The 17,399-nt window shown below is 42.0% G+C and carries 12 protein-coding genes; 11 read left to right on the forward strand and 1 reads right to left on the reverse strand.

The annotated features are described in order from the left end of the window. Positions 1 to 223: 223 nt before the first annotated feature. The 6 genes from AC27I2_RS13090 to AC27I2_RS13115 are packed head-to-tail and all read left to right on the forward strand — an operon-like array spanning position 224 to position 7,065. Positions 224 to 1,627, forward strand: coding sequence for an undecaprenyl-phosphate glucose phosphotransferase (locus tag AC27I2_RS13090; RefSeq protein WP_487204509.1), 1,404 nt, complete (start codon positions 224 to 226; stop codon positions 1,625 to 1,627). Beyond that, on the forward strand, positions 1,611 to 2,825 hold the full coding sequence (locus AC27I2_RS13095; RefSeq protein ID WP_487204510.1) for an outer membrane beta-barrel protein: 1,215 nt from the start codon (positions 1,611 to 1,613) through the stop codon (positions 2,823 to 2,825). Before AC27I2_RS13090 ends, AC27I2_RS13095 begins: the two co-directional genes overlap by 17 nt. After that, positions 2,825 to 3,349: a polysaccharide biosynthesis/export family protein gene (locus AC27I2_RS13100; RefSeq protein WP_487204511.1), complete on the forward strand. Its 525-nt coding sequence runs from the start codon at positions 2,825 to 2,827 to the stop codon at positions 3,347 to 3,349. The genes AC27I2_RS13095 and AC27I2_RS13100 overlap by 1 nt, the downstream gene beginning before the upstream one ends. Positions 3,350 to 3,371: 22 nt before the next feature. After that, a complete protein-coding gene (locus AC27I2_RS13105; protein ID WP_487204512.1) occupies positions 3,372 to 5,570 on the forward strand; it encodes a GumC family protein in 2,199 nt (732 codons plus the stop codon). 12 nt (positions 5,571 to 5,582) lie between these two features. Beyond that, the gene (locus tag AC27I2_RS13110) at positions 5,583 to 6,347 is read left to right on the forward strand and encodes a tyrosine-protein phosphatase (protein ID WP_487204513.1); all 765 of its coding nucleotides are present in this window, start codon (positions 5,583 to 5,585) and stop codon (positions 6,345 to 6,347) included. Beyond that, complete coding sequence (locus AC27I2_RS13115; protein WP_487204514.1) at positions 6,340 to 7,065, forward strand: VpsP family polysaccharide biosynthesis protein; 726 nt, start codon at positions 6,340 to 6,342, stop codon at positions 7,063 to 7,065. The genes AC27I2_RS13110 and AC27I2_RS13115 overlap by 8 nt, the downstream gene beginning before the upstream one ends. Positions 7,066 to 8,859: 1,794 nt before the next feature. Here AC27I2_RS13115 and rsmF read toward each other — a convergent pair. Beyond that, positions 8,860 to 10,299, reverse strand: coding sequence for a 16S rRNA (cytosine(1407)-C(5))-methyltransferase RsmF (gene rsmF / locus AC27I2_RS13120; protein WP_487204515.1), 1,440 nt, complete (start codon positions 10,297 to 10,299; stop codon positions 8,860 to 8,862). A 266-nt stretch (positions 10,300 to 10,565) separates the two neighbouring features. On the opposite strand from rsmF, the gene AC27I2_RS13125 reads away from it, so the two are divergent. From AC27I2_RS13125 to prpF, 5 genes are all read left to right on the forward strand, one after another. Beyond that, entirely contained in the window at positions 10,566 to 11,252 is a 687-nt protein-coding gene (locus AC27I2_RS13125) for a GntR family transcriptional regulator (protein ID WP_058405451.1), read from the forward strand. 122 nt (positions 11,253 to 11,374) lie between these two features. Continuing rightward, positions 11,375 to 12,253 carry a methylisocitrate lyase gene (gene prpB, locus AC27I2_RS13130; RefSeq protein WP_487204516.1) on the forward strand — a complete coding sequence of 293 codons (879 nt, stop codon included), beginning with the start codon at positions 11,375 to 11,377 and terminating at the stop codon, positions 12,251 to 12,253. A gap of 45 nt (positions 12,254 to 12,298) precedes the next feature. Further along, complete coding sequence (prpC, locus tag AC27I2_RS13135) at positions 12,299 to 13,426, forward strand: bifunctional 2-methylcitrate synthase/citrate synthase (RefSeq protein WP_487204517.1); 1,128 nt, start codon at positions 12,299 to 12,301, stop codon at positions 13,424 to 13,426. Positions 13,427 to 13,502: 76 nt separating this feature from the next. Then, on the forward strand, positions 13,503 to 16,109 hold the full coding sequence (gene acnD, locus AC27I2_RS13140; RefSeq protein ID WP_487204518.1) for a Fe/S-dependent 2-methylisocitrate dehydratase AcnD: 2,607 nt from the start codon (positions 13,503 to 13,505) through the stop codon (positions 16,107 to 16,109). Positions 16,110 to 16,124: 15 nt separating this feature from the next. Continuing rightward, complete coding sequence (gene prpF / locus AC27I2_RS13145; protein ID WP_487204519.1) at positions 16,125 to 17,291, forward strand: 2-methylaconitate cis-trans isomerase PrpF; 1,167 nt, start codon at positions 16,125 to 16,127, stop codon at positions 17,289 to 17,291. The last annotated feature ends 108 nt before the right edge of the window (positions 17,292 to 17,399 follow it).

Raw genomic sequence — 17,399 nt, forward strand, 5'->3', positions numbered from 1 at the left:
TAATGTTATTTTTATGCTAAATAAGGATAAAAATTCATTTTTTATAAATATAAATTTATTTTTTACTTTTGTTAATTAATTTAATAAGTTAAAAGCACCTTAGTTTTTTAATACTAATTAGCTAGGTGTTTTGGCTTATTTTTATTGTATATAACTGATTAATGATTTATATTAACGGTAGCTTAATGTTTACAAATTTATACAAAACTAGAGGGACTTTAGTGTGGTTACTTCAAGGACGTTTAAGCCTTCGGGCTCTTCTGATGCCAATTTTTATCGATTGTTTGACTTACTTTGCCTTTTTTTAGCGTTTCAGCTTTCTTCCCTTATTTATTCATTTACCTTTAATACTGCCTACTTGGTTGCAGTGCTTTTTGTTGCTGTGGCTTACATGTATTGCGCCGAATTGTTTTCGGCTTATCGTTCGTGGCGAGCGGGTAAGTTTAGAAGCATGGTGTTGTGTGCATGGGGGTCGTTAACTATTGCGTTTTTATGCCTGTTTGTAATTTCGTTTATGTTTAAATTTACCGAAACCTATTCGCGCATTGGTTTAGGCGTTTGGTTTTTATGTAGCACGCTGTTTTTATATGCATGGCGCTTAACGGTGTTTTTGTACAAGCGTAACCGCCGTAAGCTAGGTATGAACTTACGCAACGTTGCCATTGTAGGGGCTACCGAAAGTGGTGCGTACTTATTTACCGAAATAGATAATAACGACGAGCTCGGCTTTAAATTTAAAGGCTTTTTTGACGACCGTAAGCCAGAGCGCCTAAGCGACAAGCTGGCTATAAATAGTGTTGAAGGCAGTATACAAACGGCTGTTGATGCCGCAAAAGCGGGCGAGATTGACATACTTTATATTGCACTGCCATTAAAGGCCGAAAAACGCATTGCTGATATTTTAAAACAGTTGGGCGATACAACGGTAGATGTACATATAATACCCGATTTCTTGCTTTCGAACTTAATACATGCGCGTATAGAACACGTTGGTGAGGTAGACACATTAAGTGTGTTTGAGTCGCCTTTTATTGGCGCGCACGAATTTATTAAACGCACTGAAGATATAATAGTAGCCAGCCTTATTTTATTACTTATTTCGCCGCTTTTAGTGGTTATTGCTGCTGCTGTAAAAATAACGTCAAAAGGGCCTGTTATATTTAAGCAAGACCGCTACGGGCTTGATGGCAAAAAAATTAAAGTGTGGAAGTTCCGCTCTATGAGCGTGACCGAAAACAGCCATATTGTTACGCAAGCCACTAAAAACGATGCACGTGTAACACCTTTAGGTGGTTTTTTACGCCGCACTAGCTTAGACGAGCTACCCCAGTTTATAAATGTATTAAAAGGCGATATGTCGATTGTTGGGCCACGCCCGCACGCAGTAGCCCATAACGAGGAATACCGTAAAAAGGTCGACTTTTATATGTTTAGGCATAAAGCAAAGCCGGGAATTACTGGTTGGGCACAAATTAATGGGTGGCGGGGCGAAACCGACACCTTAAACAAAATGACCAAGCGTGTAGAGTACGATTTACATTACATTAAGCATTGGTCGTTATGGTTTGATATAAAAATTATTTTTTTAACAATATTTAAGGGATTTAAAAATGCAAACGCTTACTAACCCCGTTAAAGGTTTACTACTAGTTGCAGGTATGGGTATAGCAACACCTGCCATGGCAGCGCTAAACCCGGGCAGTGTTATGACCAAAGATGGCGCACAAATTACGCCTACGTTAACCACGGGTATTAGCAGTAACGATAACTTTTTTAGTACCCCAACCGACGAAGAGTCGCGTTTAATTTGGACTATAGCGCCAAATGTTGATGCATTAATAGAAGACGGTGTTAACTACTATAACTTTAACGTTGCAACTAGCACTAGCATACACAATAAAGACAGCGCCGATAACTTTACCCAAGTTAATTTAAGTGCTACAACCCATAACGAATTTACCAGTAAGCACAGGCTTGACTTTAACGCCACAGCCGATTGGTTGTTTGAGCCACGTGGTAGCGGTTTAACCGAAGGCCTAGGCGATGCGGTAGACGAACTGGTTGAATATCAACAACAAAGCTTAAATGGCCGCTACGAATTTGGCGCCGAAAGTTCAAAAGCGCAAGTGGCATTAATGGGTGGGGTTTTTAATAAAAAATACCAAAACTTTAGGGCTATTTCGCAGTTTCGTGATTACGACAGAACAACTCTAGGTATTGTTGGTTACTACAATACACAAGCCGCTACACGTACCTTTTTAGAGCTAAAACAAGAAGACTACCGCTACGATGTGGTTGACGCTAATGGTATAAGCCGTGACTCAGACGACGTAAAAGTGTTATTTGGTATGGAGTGGGATGCAACTGCACTTACATCGGGCTCGGTAAAATTAGGTTACCAAAAAAAGGATTTTGTAGCACCGCAGCGTGAAAACTTTAGCGGTATTAGCTGGGAAGCGGGCGTTACTTGGCAGCCACTTAGTTACTCGTTTGTTGACTTTAGTACTAGCCGCGCCGCAAAAGACCCGCTAGTTGAAGGCGATTACATTCGTGAAAGTGTATACCGTGCAACATGGACACACGATTGGAACGACCAGCTAAGCACAAGTGCTGGGCTGTCGTACACCGATGAAAAATACGTAGGTGAAATTGGCCGTAAAGACAAAACCAGCAATGCTAACTTTGCAGTAAGCTATACCACAAACAGCTTTGGTATGGTTTCGACTTATGTTGACTTTATTGATAAAGACTCAACCCAAGACGCACTAAAGTTTGACCGCATGGTTGTAGGCATTAACTTTACATTTGCACTGAAGGCTAATTAATGAAATTTGGTATTTTTATTACTGGTTTATTTATAAATTTAGTAATGGGTAATCTTGCGCATGCTGCGCAAGATTACGTTTTAGGCGCGGGCGACAAGGTAGAAATAAAAGTATTTGGCCAGCCCGACCTAGAAGTAACCGCGTTATTGGGTAACAGCGGAGAAGTAAGTTACCCATTTTTAGGTAAAATTAAATTGGCCGGTTTAAGTACAACGCAAGTTGAAAACTTAATTACCCAAGGTTTAAAGCCCGACTACCTTGTAAACCCAAACGTATATGTACAAGTTACTGAGTACCGCCCATTTTATATACATGGCGAAGTTAAAAGCCCTGGCGCATACCCTTACCAACCCACGATGACAGTAAACCAAGCCGTAGCACTAGCCGGTGGTTTAACCGAGCGAGCATCGCTTGATAAAATATACATATTTAAAGAGCAAACAAAGCAGCAGCAACAAAAAGGTAATTTAAATAGCCAAATTGCAGCGGGCGATACAATAAAAATAGAACAGCGCTTGTTTTAAGCAATTGTTAGGGCAGTAATAAATGAACCAAATAAACGAAAACCCACAAAGCGAAGAAGTAATAGATTTAAGTGCTTACTTAACTGTTATAAAGCGCAACAAATGGCGTATTTTAAGCTTTTCGCTAGTAGTTACTTTGTTAACTATTATGGTAACGTTAACGCTAATACCACGTTATACCGCAACCGCTACATTATTAATTGAGGCCGAACAAAGCAAAGCAGTAAGCTTTGATGAAGTTTACGGGCTCGACTCATCTAAAAAAGAATACTACCTTACCCAGTTTGAAGTTATTAAGTCGGACAGTATTGCCCGCGAGGTAATTACTAAGCTTGATTTAAAAGCCCATGCTGATTTTATCCCTAAGTCTTCTTTTATTGGTGAGGCCACTGGTTTTGTAAAAGGGTTGTTTCCTTTTTTAAATAAAGCTGATCAGCAACAACTTACTGAGCAAGAACAACAAGATTTACAAATGCTTGGCTTGCTTGAGGTATTTAAAGAAAGGTTAACCGTTTCGCCTGTACGTAAAACCCAACTAGTTAAAGTGAGTTTTGAGTCGAGCGACCCAAAGCTTGCCGCTTTAGTGGCTAATACCGTGGGCGAAGTGTACATAGAAAGCCAAATGCGCGCTAAAATGGGCATTACTCAGCAAGCGTCTAGCTGGTTAAATACGCGTTTGTTTCAGTTACGTGTGCAACTTGACGACTCTGAAGAAAAACTTCAAGCCTACCGTGAAGCGCAAAAACTGGTAGATATTGAAGGTATTGCGGGTTTAGTAACCCAAGAGCTTGAGCAAACGTCTGAGCAATTAGTAACTGCCCGCACCGAAAAAAATAACCTACAAAGTATTAACCGTGTAATAAGTGAATACGGTAATAACAATTTAGATTTACTGGGCAGCATGCCCGAAATTACATCGCACAAAGTGGTGCAAGATGTAAAACGCGAAGTTATTTTAGTAGAGCGTAAAGTAAGTGAACTTAGCGAAGTTTACGGCCCTAAGCACCCTAAAATAATATCGGCAAATGCGGAGCTTGCTACGGTTAAAAGTAACTTAAATAAGCAAATTAAAGGCCTGATTACCGGCATAGAAAAAGAGCTAAACCGTATTACGCGCACCGTTAGCGCCCTTGAAGCCGACTTAGTTAAAATACGCGCCGAATACCAAGAAATAACGCGTAAAGAAACCGCCTACAACCAGCTTAAACGCGAAGTTGAAACTAACCGTAATATATTTAATACTTTTTTATCGCGCTCACGCGAAACCGAAGTAACTAGCGACTTTAGCTCGGCAGCGGCCCGTTTTACCGACCGCGCATACGCACCAAAAGATCCAAGTAAACCAAACAAAAAACTGATTGTGGTTTTAGCGTTTGTGGCAAGCTTTGGTTTTGCTGTGGTAATGAGTTTTGTGTTTGATGCACTTAACGACACTATTAAAAACAAAAACGACGTTGAAAACAAACTAGCGCAACGTATGTTGGGTATTTTACCGTTTGTTAAAGTGCCTAAAAATAGTGTATTTGGTATTCATGCCTATTTTGACGAGCATTACAGGCGTTTTGCCGAGTCGGTACGTACGTTTCGTACCAGTTTACTGTTAACCCAGCTCGACCGTGAGCACAAAGTTATTGCGGTTACGTCTAGCTCGCCGGGTGAGGGTAAAACAACTACGTCGACCAATTTAGCGATGTCGCTTGCGCAAATGGGTAAAGTATTATTAATTGATGGCGATTTACGTAAACCCAGTATTGCAAAACGCTTTGATATACCGGTATTTCACCCAGGGTTAAGTAACCTAATTGTGGGGACTGAACAATTAAGCGAATGTATACACATAGACGAGCAGTCGGGCGTGACTATTATGCCTAGCGGCCAAATACCGGGTAACCCGTTAGAGCTGCTTTCGAGCAACCAATTTAATGAGTTACTGGTAAGCTTAAAACAAACCTACGACCATATAATTATTGATACACCTCCTACCCAAGCGGTGAGTGACGCATTAGTAATAGCACAAAATACCGATTCGGTTATTTATGTTGTTAAAGCCGATTTAACGCGCATTAAACCTATTAAAGCGGGCATTGAGCGTTTGTTTGAGTCTAAAGCGCATATTGCTGGGGTTGTTGTTAACCAAGTAGATATAACCAAGTCGAAAGAAGAACATAATTATGGCTACTATGACTATTACGATTACACTCAGCAATCTGAAAAGTCGTAATTAACGGTTATTATGATAGATATACATTCCCACATATTACCTGGGCTTGACGATGGCGCTAAAGACTTAACCGAGTCTTTAGCGCTTTTAACCATGGCACAAGCCGATGGTATAACCCATATGGTAGCTACCCCGCATATTCACTTAGGCCGCTTTAATAATGCGGCTTCGCACATTTACGACGACCTAGCTAATTTAAAACACGCCGCCAGTGATGCAAATATTAATGTACAACTAGCAGTAGCCGCAGAGGTTAGGCTAGATGTAGAGCTAATGACTTTAGTTATGAGCAAAAAGCTGCCGTTTATTGGTAATGTAAATGGCGCTAATTACGTGTTGCTTGAGTTACCACATTCGCATGTACCACAAGGGTTTGACAAGTTTATTAGTTGGTTGGCTAAGCAAAATATTAAAACTATTATTCCGCACCCAGAGCGTAACCGCGATATACAAGCTAAGCCTTTTTACATAGAGCGCTTAAGGCAATTGGGCTGTGAATTTCAGTTAACGGCTTCAAGCATTGAAGGCGAGTGGGGCGAACAGGCGCAAACTATTAGCCTCGATATGCTTAAAAATGGGTTAGTGACTTACGTTGCAAGTGATGCCCATTCGGTTAAACGTAGGCCGCCTATTTTAAGTAAGGCAAAAAGTATTATTAGCGATTTAATAGGGGCCGAGCAAGCAGAGGCGTTGTTTTATACAAACCCACTGCGTTTAACCCAAAGTTTATTTAACGATGCGCTTAATGGTGCGCTAAACGGTGCGGTTAATGAGTAATATTGCAGCCAAGCCAAACAAAGCGATTAAAATAGTGCAGGTAATTTTACTTGCGCTAATTACTGTGGGTGTTTGTGTAAGTAGTATTAATAGTATGCGCGCTAATGCGTGGTTTTTTAATGCTAAAAATACGCTGCAGGGGCTAAATAGCCAAGCTGATAACACGTTAAATATTGAGCTTGCACAAACCGCTATTAGCCTTGCTAGTGAACTTGACCCTACACACCCTCATTACCATGAAGTTTTTGCGCATGTTAAGTTGCTGCAATTAAACCCGGCAAATACAGATGAGGCAATAGCGCATAATTTACGTGTGTTAAAACAAGCAGAAGCTAGGCTGCTTGAGTCGGTTAAATATAGGCAAACTTGGGCCGAAACCTGGATTGCGTTGGCTAAGGTAGTGAGTTACCAAGAAGGGCCAACCGATCGTGTGTTTGAGTATATTGAACACGCTAAACGCGTGGGCCCTTATAAAATTGATGTTCATTTAGGCGTGATAGAAATAGCACTGATGAACTGGCAACAACTCCCTCCAAAATATAAAGCGTTATATGTTAACGAGCTTAAGTTAGCAGCTAAGCATGGCCATAAGTTTTCACGCGCTTTTGACATAGCTAAGCAAGTAGATGCTTTACCTATTTTATGTTTGTCGCTTAAATTTGGCGCTCATTTTGATCCCGTCAGAACCAGTTGGATGTTTAAAAAACAGTGTAAATAGGTTTGTTAGGGAAAGATCTTAGATGTTAGATTTCAGATTACAGTTATTAGATCTAAAACCATACCCAAGAGATTAGATCGAAATTGCTTGTATTTATTTGTAGACGTTTTGCTTGCTCACTTTAGAAGCGCAGCTTCTTGTTATTTATAAATAAAATATAACCACAGAGAACACTGAGGCGCTGCGCGCCACACAGAGAAAAAATAAGTAATGGTCAGTTGCTTCTGCTAGTATTTTCCTTTACTTCTCGGTGGTGACAAAATCACTTAGCAATGTACCGTATTGATTTACTGTAGGCGCCTTGCTCGCTGGCACTTTATTTATAGATATGTAAAAGCGTTGCTTTTAAACGCCAGCAAGCTGCGCGTCTACGCTGTAAAGTTTAAGTTAGTTTTGTAGACGTTGAGCTTGCTCACGTTAGAAGCGCAGCTTCTTTTTGAAAGACCATTTGCACAAAGAGAACAAAATGAGAAGACACTAGCCAAGCTGTTTAATAACTTTATTCGTCATTTCTTTAAAGCGCAGGGTACAAATAAAATACTACCACCGAGAACACTAAGGCGCTGCGCGCTACACAGAGGAAACACAAGTAATTTGGTAGTCACTTCTCCTTGTATTCTCCTTCACTGCTCGGTGGTGACAACATCACTTAGCAATGTACGGTGTTGATTTACTGTAGGCGTCTTGCTCGCTGGCACTTTATTTATAGATATGTAAAAGCGTTGCTTTTAAACGCCAGCAAGCTGCGCGTCTACGCTGTAAAGTTTGACTTTGCTTTGTAGACGTTGAGCTTGCTCACGTTAGAAGCGTAGCTTCTTGTTATTTATAAATAAAATATAACCACAGAGAACACAGAGGCGCTGCGCGTTACACAGAGAAAAATATATTTAAATCCAAATTATTTACCTGCCCTTAAATTACTACTCCTTGTATTCTCCTTCACTTCTCGGTGGTGACAACATCACTTAGCAATGTACGGTGTTGATTTACTGTAGGCGTCTTGCTCGCTGGCACTTTATTTATAGATATGTAAAAGCGTTGCTTTTATACGCCAGCAATCTGCGCGTCTACGCTGTAAAGTTTAAGTTAGTTTTGTAGACGTTGAGCTTGCTCACGTTAGAAGCGAAGCTTCTTTTTAAAAGATCATTTGCACAAAGAGAAGCGAATGAGAAGTAAACGAGAAAACATTAAGATAGTAATGCTGTTTATTATTTAATCACTAAATCACTTCTCTAAAGCGGGGCGTCTCTTAACCTCTTTGTGAATATTTAATTAATTATTAATAACTTGCGTGAGCAATCTGCGCGTCTACGGTGTAAAATTGACTTTGCTTTGTAGACGTTTTGCTTGCTCACGTTGAAGCGCGGCATCTTGTTACTAATAAATAAAATATGACCACCGAGAACACCGAGGCGCTGCGCGCTACACAGAGATAAACGTAGTTAAATCCAAATTATTTACCAGCTCTTAGATTACTTCTCCTTGTCTTCTCGGTGGTGATTAAATTACTTGATTACTAATTGATCACAGAGCGACCCTTTGTGAATTTTATTTCACTGGTGTATTTAAGTAGACAAAAAAATGCCCAGAGTGATTTAGGGAAACTCTGGGCTATAACGGGCTCTTTTGAGCCTTGCGCTAACAAAAAACTTTCTAATTCATAGGGAGAAGTTGAAAGTATTTTAAGTATAGCCAAAGCTCTTAAAATTACATATTTTTTGGTTGTTTTTTATACTGCAGCAAATACAGTTACTTAACTATGTTGTGCACATTTTATACGCAATTTATGCGTGTTTACTCCCACGTTATTAACTGTGCATTTTGAACAAGATCGCGTGGAAGTGAGTTTTTGATCTTATTTTTTTGCCACTTTCCCAGCCCAATGGGGCAGCCGCATAATGTTAATACAACTTCGCCCAGCTCTTTTGTGGGCTCGGCTAATCGTACATCTTTACCATTAAAATAGTCGTTTGCTTGTTCGCTATTAAGCGCGTACGTGTTGGTTTTGCACGCGTTACCTAACACGGTGGCAAATTCGTGAGTGAGCCTTACACCATTTTTATGAATAATGCCTATTTGAATACCTAAGCGGGCATATTTAATTTTGTTTTGAATGGCATCAAACCCCTGTGGGAATAGCCACAGTTCTTTGTCGCGTTGCATTAATGTACCGGGTAGGCTTGTTAAACCAAAGTGCTTTTTAAGCTCGCTCATAAACGCGGTTGTTGGTTTTTTATCAAACTCAGTAAACGGAAACGCGCCTTTTTTGACTGTTTGATTTGGGTTGTTACAACTTGCATGCTTTTTAAATTTAGCAATAAAAAAGCCTTCGCTGTCGTATGTTTGCGGCCATATGTGCAAATAGCCCTCGGTCGTTGTTGCTTTGTCGGCCCCCGGAAATAAATCCCTGAGTGACTCGGGCGCTATAAACTCGCCAAATTCTTCAAGTAAAAATTCGCATACTTGTTGGTTTTCGAGCGGGGTGAGCGTACAGGTAGAATACACCAGCGTGCCGCCGGGTTTTAACGCGTAAAATGCGCTTTTTATTAGATCTTTCTGTACTTGGGCTATTTGAATGTTTGATTCGATTGACCAATTTTTTAGTGCATCGGCGTCTTTACGTACCGTGCCTTCGCCAGAGCAGGGAGCGTCTAGCAAAATGCTATCGAAACATTCAAACATGTAATTGCCAAATATAATGCCATCAAAGTGTGAAAGCGCACAGTTACCCACGCCCATGCGTTTTAAGGTGGCACTGAGTACTTTTAAACGTGACGACGAAAGCTCGTTTGCTACTAGCACGCCTTGGTTGTTCATTAGTGCTGCTAGCTGCGATGTTTTAGAACCCGGCGCCGACGCCATATCAAGCACGGTGTTACTTGTTTGTATACTTTGTTTGAGCGCGATTGGCGGTAGCATTGAGCTTGCCTCTTGCACGTACATTGCGCCGCTTAGGTGTAGGTCGGTATTGCCTAGGGCTAGGTTTTGCTCTTCGCTAATTGGGCGTTCTAGCCAAAAGCCTTCGCTACACCAAGGAATTGGCGTAAGTTGCCAATTTTTTTGTTCTGCTTTTTTAGTAAAGTCTTCTACGGTTATTTTTAATGTATTAACGCGGATAGATTTTCTGAGCGGGCGACGACACGCATTTATAAAGTCATCTAACTTTAGGTGGTTTGGTAGATAGGTTTTTACGTCGTCTATAAAGTGCTCAGGAATAAAAGTATTGGCGTTCACGCGCTAGCTCGTACATTAAAAATAAAGCGCGATTTTAGCATTTAAATAACTAAATTTCAGTGATAAAAACACCTCGCTTGATTATATGGTGCTGTCGACACTTTGTGGTTTTCAGGTATTTATAAACTACTTTACTCATACTTTAGAATAATAGTGTCGACAATAAGGGTGTTTTTTAGGCTTTTTGTACAGTTTTAGGGTTGACATGTTTTTTTAATGCGCCCATTATGGCGATACAAATTGTCGACAATCTAAAAAATTAACTTATGACAGACTCATTTTTAAACGAAGCGCCTATTACCACAGCATCCGATCAGGTATTTGTAAACATGCGCCGTGAGATTGTTGAAGGCACTATTGCACAAGGTAGTAAAATTTCGGAGCCTGAGCTTGCAAAGCGTTACGGTGTAAGCCGCGCAACCCTGCGTGAGGCGCTAAACCGCCTAGAAAGCTGCTATTTAGTAGAGCGTAAAGCCAATGTAGGCTGCCGTGTAGTTGCCCTTACCGCTGAGCGTTTAATTGAGGTTTACCAAGTACGTAGCTCGCTTGAAGGGCTTGCTTGCCGTTTAGCTGCCGACAATATGGAGCCTGATGAAATTAAAGGCTTAAAACAATTACTAAATCAGCATTTACAAACGCAGCGCGTTAAAGAAGGCGAGTCGTACTACCAAGAGGCGGGCGATTTAGATTTTCATTACCGCATTATTAAGGGCAGTAAAAACGCACATTTGATTCATTTGCTTTGTAACGACCTGTACCAATTAATTCGCATGTACCGCGTGCAAATGGGTATGGCGGGGCCGCGGGTATCAAAAGCGTTTGACGAACATTTAGCGATTATTAACGCGATTGAAAACCACGACGGCGAACTGGCCGAAATGCTAATGAAGCGCCATATCAGTGCGTCGCAAGCCAATATTCAAACCAAATTTGATTTATACCAATCTGAATAACTGTTTATTCATGCAGATTGGTACAAGCCGCTAAAAGCTAAGCAAAATAGTTAAAGCGTCATATACAAAGATTAAAAATATAAGTTACTCCACGTAGCAACCGTTCAAAGAGAGGAAATGACATGTCAGCAGGATATAAATTTAAACAAGCTATTGCTAATAACCGTCCGTTACAAGTGGTGGGTACTATTAATGCCTACACAGCAATGATGGCTGAAAAAATGGGCCACCAAGCTATTTACCTATCGGGTGCGGGTGTTGCTAATGCCTCTTACGGTATGCCCGATTTAGGTATGACCAGCCTTGATAACGTGCTGGAAGATATTCGCCGTATTTCGGGTGCCAGCGATTTACCTTTACTTGTTGACGCCGATACCGGTTGGGGCGGGGCATTTAACATTGCACGTACCGTTAAAGAAATGACTAAAGCGGGTGCGGCGGGTTTTCATATAGAAGATCAAGTAGCGCAAAAGCGTTGTGGCCATCGTCCAAACAAAGAAATTGTTAGCCAAGGCGAAATGGTTGACCGTATTAAAGCGGCGGTAGATGCAAAAACCGATAGCGATTTTTACATTATGGCGCGTACCGATGCGTTTCAAAAAGAAGGCTTAAATGCCGCCATTGACCGTGCAGCAGCCTGTGTTGAAGCCGGTGCTGATGCTATTTTTGCAGAAGCCGTGCACGACCTTGCCGATTACCAAGCGTTTACCAATGCGCTAAACGTGCCTATTTTGGCCAATATTACTGAGTTTGGCCAAACGCCAATTTATACCAAAGAGCAGTTAAGTGATGTAGGCGTTGAAATGGTGCTTTACCCACTCAGTGCGTTTAGAGCAATGAACAAAGCGGCACTTAACGTGTACTCGGCTATTTTAAATGAAGGCTCGCAGCAAAGCGAAATTGAGAACATGCAAACTCGTGCTGAACTTTACGACTTTTTAGATTACCACACGTACGAAAACACACTTGATAACCTTTTTTCATCAAAATCTGACAAATAATAATTAAATTAGATAACACACACAAATTTAAGGTAGGAGAAGATCATGGTAGATAAAGCATTAGGCGGCGCAGGTTTACGCGGACAAGTAGCGGGTCAAACAGCATTGTGTACAGTAGGGCAAAGTGGCTCGGGTTTAACGTATTGTGGTTACGATATTAGCGAACTGGCTGAAAAAGCGCAGTTTGAAGAAGTGTCGTTTTTACTTTCACGCGGTGAGTTACCAACTACTAGCGAATTAGCTGAGTACAAAGCCAAATTAAAAAGCTTACGTGGCCTGCCAGATGCACTTAAAACCGTGCTTGAAAATATCCCTAAAGACGCGCACCCAATGGATGTAATGCGTACGGGTTGCTCTATGTTGGGTAACCTTGAAATGGAACTTGATTTTAGCCAAGCAAACGATGCGATTGACCGTATGGTTGCTGTGTTCCCAAGCATTATTTGTTACTGGTACCGTTTTACACACGATGGCGTTCGTATTGAAACACAAACAGACGACGATTCAGTAGGCGCACACTTTTTAACGCTATTACACGACAAAGCGCCAAGCGAGTTATTTGCACAGGTAATGAATGTGTCGCTTATTTTATACGCAGAGCACGAATTTAATGCCTCTACATTTACGGGGCGTGTGTGTGCATCTACTTTGTCTGATATTCATTCGTGTGTAACTGGTGCTATTGGTACGTTACGTGGCCCATTACATGGTGGTGCAAACGAAGCCGCAATGGACATGATTGAAGGTTTTACTAGTACAGAGCACGCTGAGCAAGAAGTTATGGGCATGCTTGAGCGCAAAGATAAAATTATGGGCTTTGGCCACGCTATTTACCGCGAGTCGGACCCACGTAATGTAATTATTAAAAAGTGGTCTGAAAAATTAGCTGCAGAGGTGGGCGATGATGTGCTTTACCCGGTGTCTGTTCGTTGTGAAGAAGTAATGTGGCGTGAGAAAAAGTTATTTTGTAATGCTGATTTTTTCCATGCATCGGCTTATCACTTTATGGATATTCCGACTAAGTTATTTACGCCAATATTTGTAATGAGCCGCGTTACTGGTTGGACAGCACATGTTAAAGAGCAGCGTGCTAATAACCGTATTATTCGCCCAAGTGCTGATTACACAGGGCCAGATGCACGCAGCTACACGCCAATTGAATCAAGAGGCTAATTAGTTAAACCTAAGGTGAGCAATACGCTCACCTTTTTGCCTTTTATTTCCCGTCACTTATTAGCGAATTTTTATTATGACCATTATTAACAATACTCAGTACCGCAAACCGCTTGCGGGCTCAAACGTAGATTACTACGATACTCAAGCCGCTGTTGATGCTATTAAACCCGGTGCTTATGCTACTCTTCCTTACAGCTCACGTGTATTTGCCGAAAACTTAGTGCGCCGCTGCGACCCTGCTATGCTCACCGATGCACTTAGCCAAATAATTGAGCGCAAACAAGATCTAGATTTTCCGTGGTATCCGGCACGTGTGGTGTGCCACGATATTTTAGGCCAAACAGCCTTGGTTGATTTAGCAGGCCTGCGCGATGCTATTGCAGCAAAAGGGGGCGATCCGTCTAAGGTTAATCCTGTGGTACCAACGCAGTTAATTGTTGACCACTCGTTAGCGGTTGAGCATGCGGGTTTTGATCCTGACGCGTTTGAAAAAAACCGTGCCATTGAAGACAGACGCAACGACGACCGTTTTCACTTTATTAATTGGACTAAAACGGCCTTTAAAAATATTGATGTGATCCCGCCTGGTAACGGCATTATGCATCAAATTAACCTTGAAAAAATGTCGCCCGTTATTCAAAACCGCGATGGCATTGCATTCCCCGATACTTTGGTAGGTACCGACAGCCACACCCCGCATGTTGATGCGTTAGGTGTTATTGCTGTAGGTGTGGGCGGGCTTGAAGCAGAAAGCGTAATGCTTGGCCGCGCGTCGTACATTCGTTTACCTGATATTGTGGGCGTAGAGCTTACGGGTACTCGCCAACCAGGTATTACCGCTACCGATATTGTGTTAGCGATTACTGAGTTTTTACGCGAGCAGCGTGTGGTATCTACCTATTTAGAGTTTTACGGTGAAGGCGCCGATGCGCTAACGCTTGGCGACAGAGCGACCATTTCGAACATGACGCCAGAATTTGGTGCGACTGCGGCCATGTTTTATATCGACGATAAAACAATAGACTATTTACGTTTAACAGGGCGCGATGAAGAGCAAATAGCGCTTGTAGAAAACTACGCTAAAACAGCCGGCCTTTGGAGCGATAGCTTAAAAACAGCAAAATACGAGCGTGTTTTGACTTTTGATTTATCGAGTGTTGGTCGCAATATTGCGGGGCCTTCTAACCCACATCGTCGTGTTTCAACCAGCGATTTAGCGAAAGAAGGTATTTCGGGTATTGTTGAAAACGAAGACGGTTTAATGCCAGACGGCGCGTGTATTATTGCGGCAATTACCAGCTGTACCAATACCAGTAATCCGCGCAATGTAATTGCGGCAGGTTTGTTAGCGCGAAACGCAAACGCAAAAGGCTTAATGCGTAAACCGTGGGTTAAAACGTCGTTAGCGCCGGGCTCTAAAGCCGTGCAATCGTACCTTGAAGATGCAAAGCTATTACCAGAGCTTGAACAACTTGGTTTTGGTATTGTTGGCTTTGCGTGTACGACTTGTAATGGTATGAGTGGGGCACTTGACCCTGTTATTCAAAAAGAAGTAATAGATCGCGATTTATACACAACGGCTGTGCTTTCGGGTAACCGTAACTTTGACGGGCGTATTCATCCTTATGCAAAACAAGCCTTTTTAGCATCACCGCCTTTGGTTGTGGCTTATGCGATTGCGGGCACGATTCGTTTTGATATTGAAAAAGATATTTTAGGGCAAGACCAACACGGTAATGATGTAACCCTTAAAGATTTATGGCCAACCGATGAAGAAATTGATGCGGTTATTCAGCAAAGCGTTAAACCCGAACAATTTAAAAAAGTGTACGAGCCGATGTTTGACTTAACCGTAGATTACGGTGAAGACAACGACCCTCTTTACGATTGGCGAGCGCAAAGCACCTATATTCGCCGCCCGCCTTATTGGGAAGGAGCACTTGCAGGTGAGCGCACCATGAGTGGTATGCGTGCATTAGCGGTATTGGGTGACAATATTACAACTGATCATTTATCGCCTTCTAACGCGATTATGGCAAGCAGTGCTGCAGGTGAATACCTGACTAAAATGAATGTGCCAGAAGAAGATTTTAACTCATACGCAACGCACCGAGGTGATCATTTAACGGCGCAGCGTGCCACGTTTGCAAACCCTAAATTACTTAACGAAATGGTACTTGATGAAAACGGCGAGGTTAAGCAAGGCTCCTACGCACGCATAGAGCCTGAGGGTAAAAACACGCGTATGTGGGAAGCAATCGAAGCCTACATGGAGCGCAAGCAACCGCTTATTATTGTGGCCGGTGCTGATTACGGGCAAGGCTCGTCGCGCGATTGGGCTGCAAAAGGCGTTAGGCTTGCCGGTGTTCAAGTGATAGCTGCAGAAGGTTTTGAACGTATTCACCGTACTAATTTAATTGGTATGGGGGTTTTACCGCTCGAATTTGCACCAGGCACTACGCGTAAAACACTTAACCTAGATGGTAGTGAAAGTTACGATGTAAAAGGCGCTCCAGCACCGGGGGCAACTTTAGAGCTGGTGATCACTCGTAAAAACGGCGAGGTGGTTACTACATCAATGAAGTGCCGATTAGATACGCAAGAAGAGCTTTCTATTTATGCTGCTGGTGGTGTATTACAGCGTTTTGCTCAAGACTTTTTAGAAGCGACAAATGCGTAATAAGGATTTTTTAAAATGTTTAAACCACAAATAAAAGTGCCGGCAACCTATATGCGTGGCGGTACGAGTAAAGGTGTGTTTTTTAATTTAACCGATTTGCCTAAGCCTGCACAAGTGGCAGGTGAGGCGCGGGATAACTTATTACTTCGTGTTATTGGTAGCCCCGACCCTTACGGAAAACAAACCGATGGCATGGGTGGTGCTACATCAAGCACCAGCAAAACGGTCATTTTAAGTAAAAGTGAGCAAGCCAATCACGATGTAGATTATTTATTTGGGCAAGTCGCTATTGATAAAGCCTTTGTTGATTGGAGCGGTAACTGCGGTAACTTAACTTCGGCAGTGGGTGCGTTTGCTATTAGTAATGGCTTAGTTGATAAAAACCGCTTGCCCGATAATGGTATTGCTATTGTGCGTGTGTGGCAGGCTAATATTAAAAAAAGCATTTTAGTGCATGTACCAATGACTAATGGCGAAGTGCAAGAAACAGGGGACTTTGAGCTTGACGGTGTTACGTTCCCAGCGGCTGAGGTAAAGCTTGAGTTTGTAGATCCTGCCGATGGGGATGGGGCTTTATTTCCTACAGGTAATGTTATGGACGATTTAGAGGTGCCAGATGTTGGCACACTAAAGGCGACAATGATCAATGCGGGTATTCCAACTATTTTTATTAATGCTGAAGATATTGGTTATACCGGCACTGAGCTTCAAGACGACATTAATAACGATGATGATGCGCTAAAAAAGCTTGAGACAATACGTGCTTATGGCGCTGTTAAAATGGGCTTAATTACTAATATAAATGAGGCACAAGCCCGCCAGCACACACCTAAAGTGGCGTTTGTTGCTAAGCCTGTTGCGTATAATGCATCAAGCGGTAAACACATAGATGCGGGCAGTATTAATTTATTAGTACGTGCTATGTCGATGGGTAAATTACACCATGCCATGATGGGAACAGCCGCAGTTGCTATTGGCACTGCAGCGGCTATAGAAGGTACGTTAGTTAATTTAGCTGCAGGTGGCGGCGCATTGAGTGAGGTGAACTTTGGTCATCCTTCGGGCACGTTAAAAGTAGGCGCCGAGGCTAAAAACAGTAATGGCGACTGGCAAGTTACCAAAGCGAGTATGAGCAGAAGCGCCAGAGTATTAATGGAAGGGCTTGTAAGGGTTCCTTTTTAATCATTTTTTGCTGCATTATTAACTCTTAAAAATCAACAGACCCTCATAGTCAGTTAGGGTTAATTTAACAGTATTAATAATGCAGTAACAATTAAGCAGGATTTTAAA

It is taken from the genome of Pseudoalteromonas sp. NH0006-46 (genome assembly GCF_057547735.1).

Coding starts and splice junctions, on each gene's coding strand:
- prpF (WP_487204519.1), top strand. CDS start 16,125: ATGTTTAAACCACAAATAAAAGTGCCGGCAACCTATATGCGTGGCGGT.
- AC27I2_RS13125 (WP_058405451.1), top strand. CDS start 10,566: ATGACAGACTCATTTTTAAACGAAGCGCCTATTACCACAGCATCCGAT.
- AC27I2_RS13100 (WP_487204511.1), top strand. CDS start 2,825: ATGAAATTTGGTATTTTTATTACTGGTTTATTTATAAATTTAGTAATG.
- prpB (WP_487204516.1), top strand. CDS start 11,375: ATGTCAGCAGGATATAAATTTAAACAAGCTATTGCTAATAACCGTCCG.
- AC27I2_RS13095 (WP_487204510.1), top strand. CDS start 1,611: ATGCAAACGCTTACTAACCCCGTTAAAGGTTTACTACTAGTTGCAGGT.
- acnD (WP_487204518.1), top strand. CDS start 13,503: ATGACCATTATTAACAATACTCAGTACCGCAAACCGCTTGCGGGCTCA.
- AC27I2_RS13115 (WP_487204514.1), top strand. CDS start 6,340: ATGAGTAATATTGCAGCCAAGCCAAACAAAGCGATTAAAATAGTGCAG.
- AC27I2_RS13105 (WP_487204512.1), top strand. CDS start 3,372: ATGAACCAAATAAACGAAAACCCACAAAGCGAAGAAGTAATAGATTTA.
- prpC (WP_487204517.1), top strand. CDS start 12,299: ATGGTAGATAAAGCATTAGGCGGCGCAGGTTTACGCGGACAAGTAGCG.
- AC27I2_RS13110 (WP_487204513.1), top strand. CDS start 5,583: ATGATAGATATACATTCCCACATATTACCTGGGCTTGACGATGGCGCT.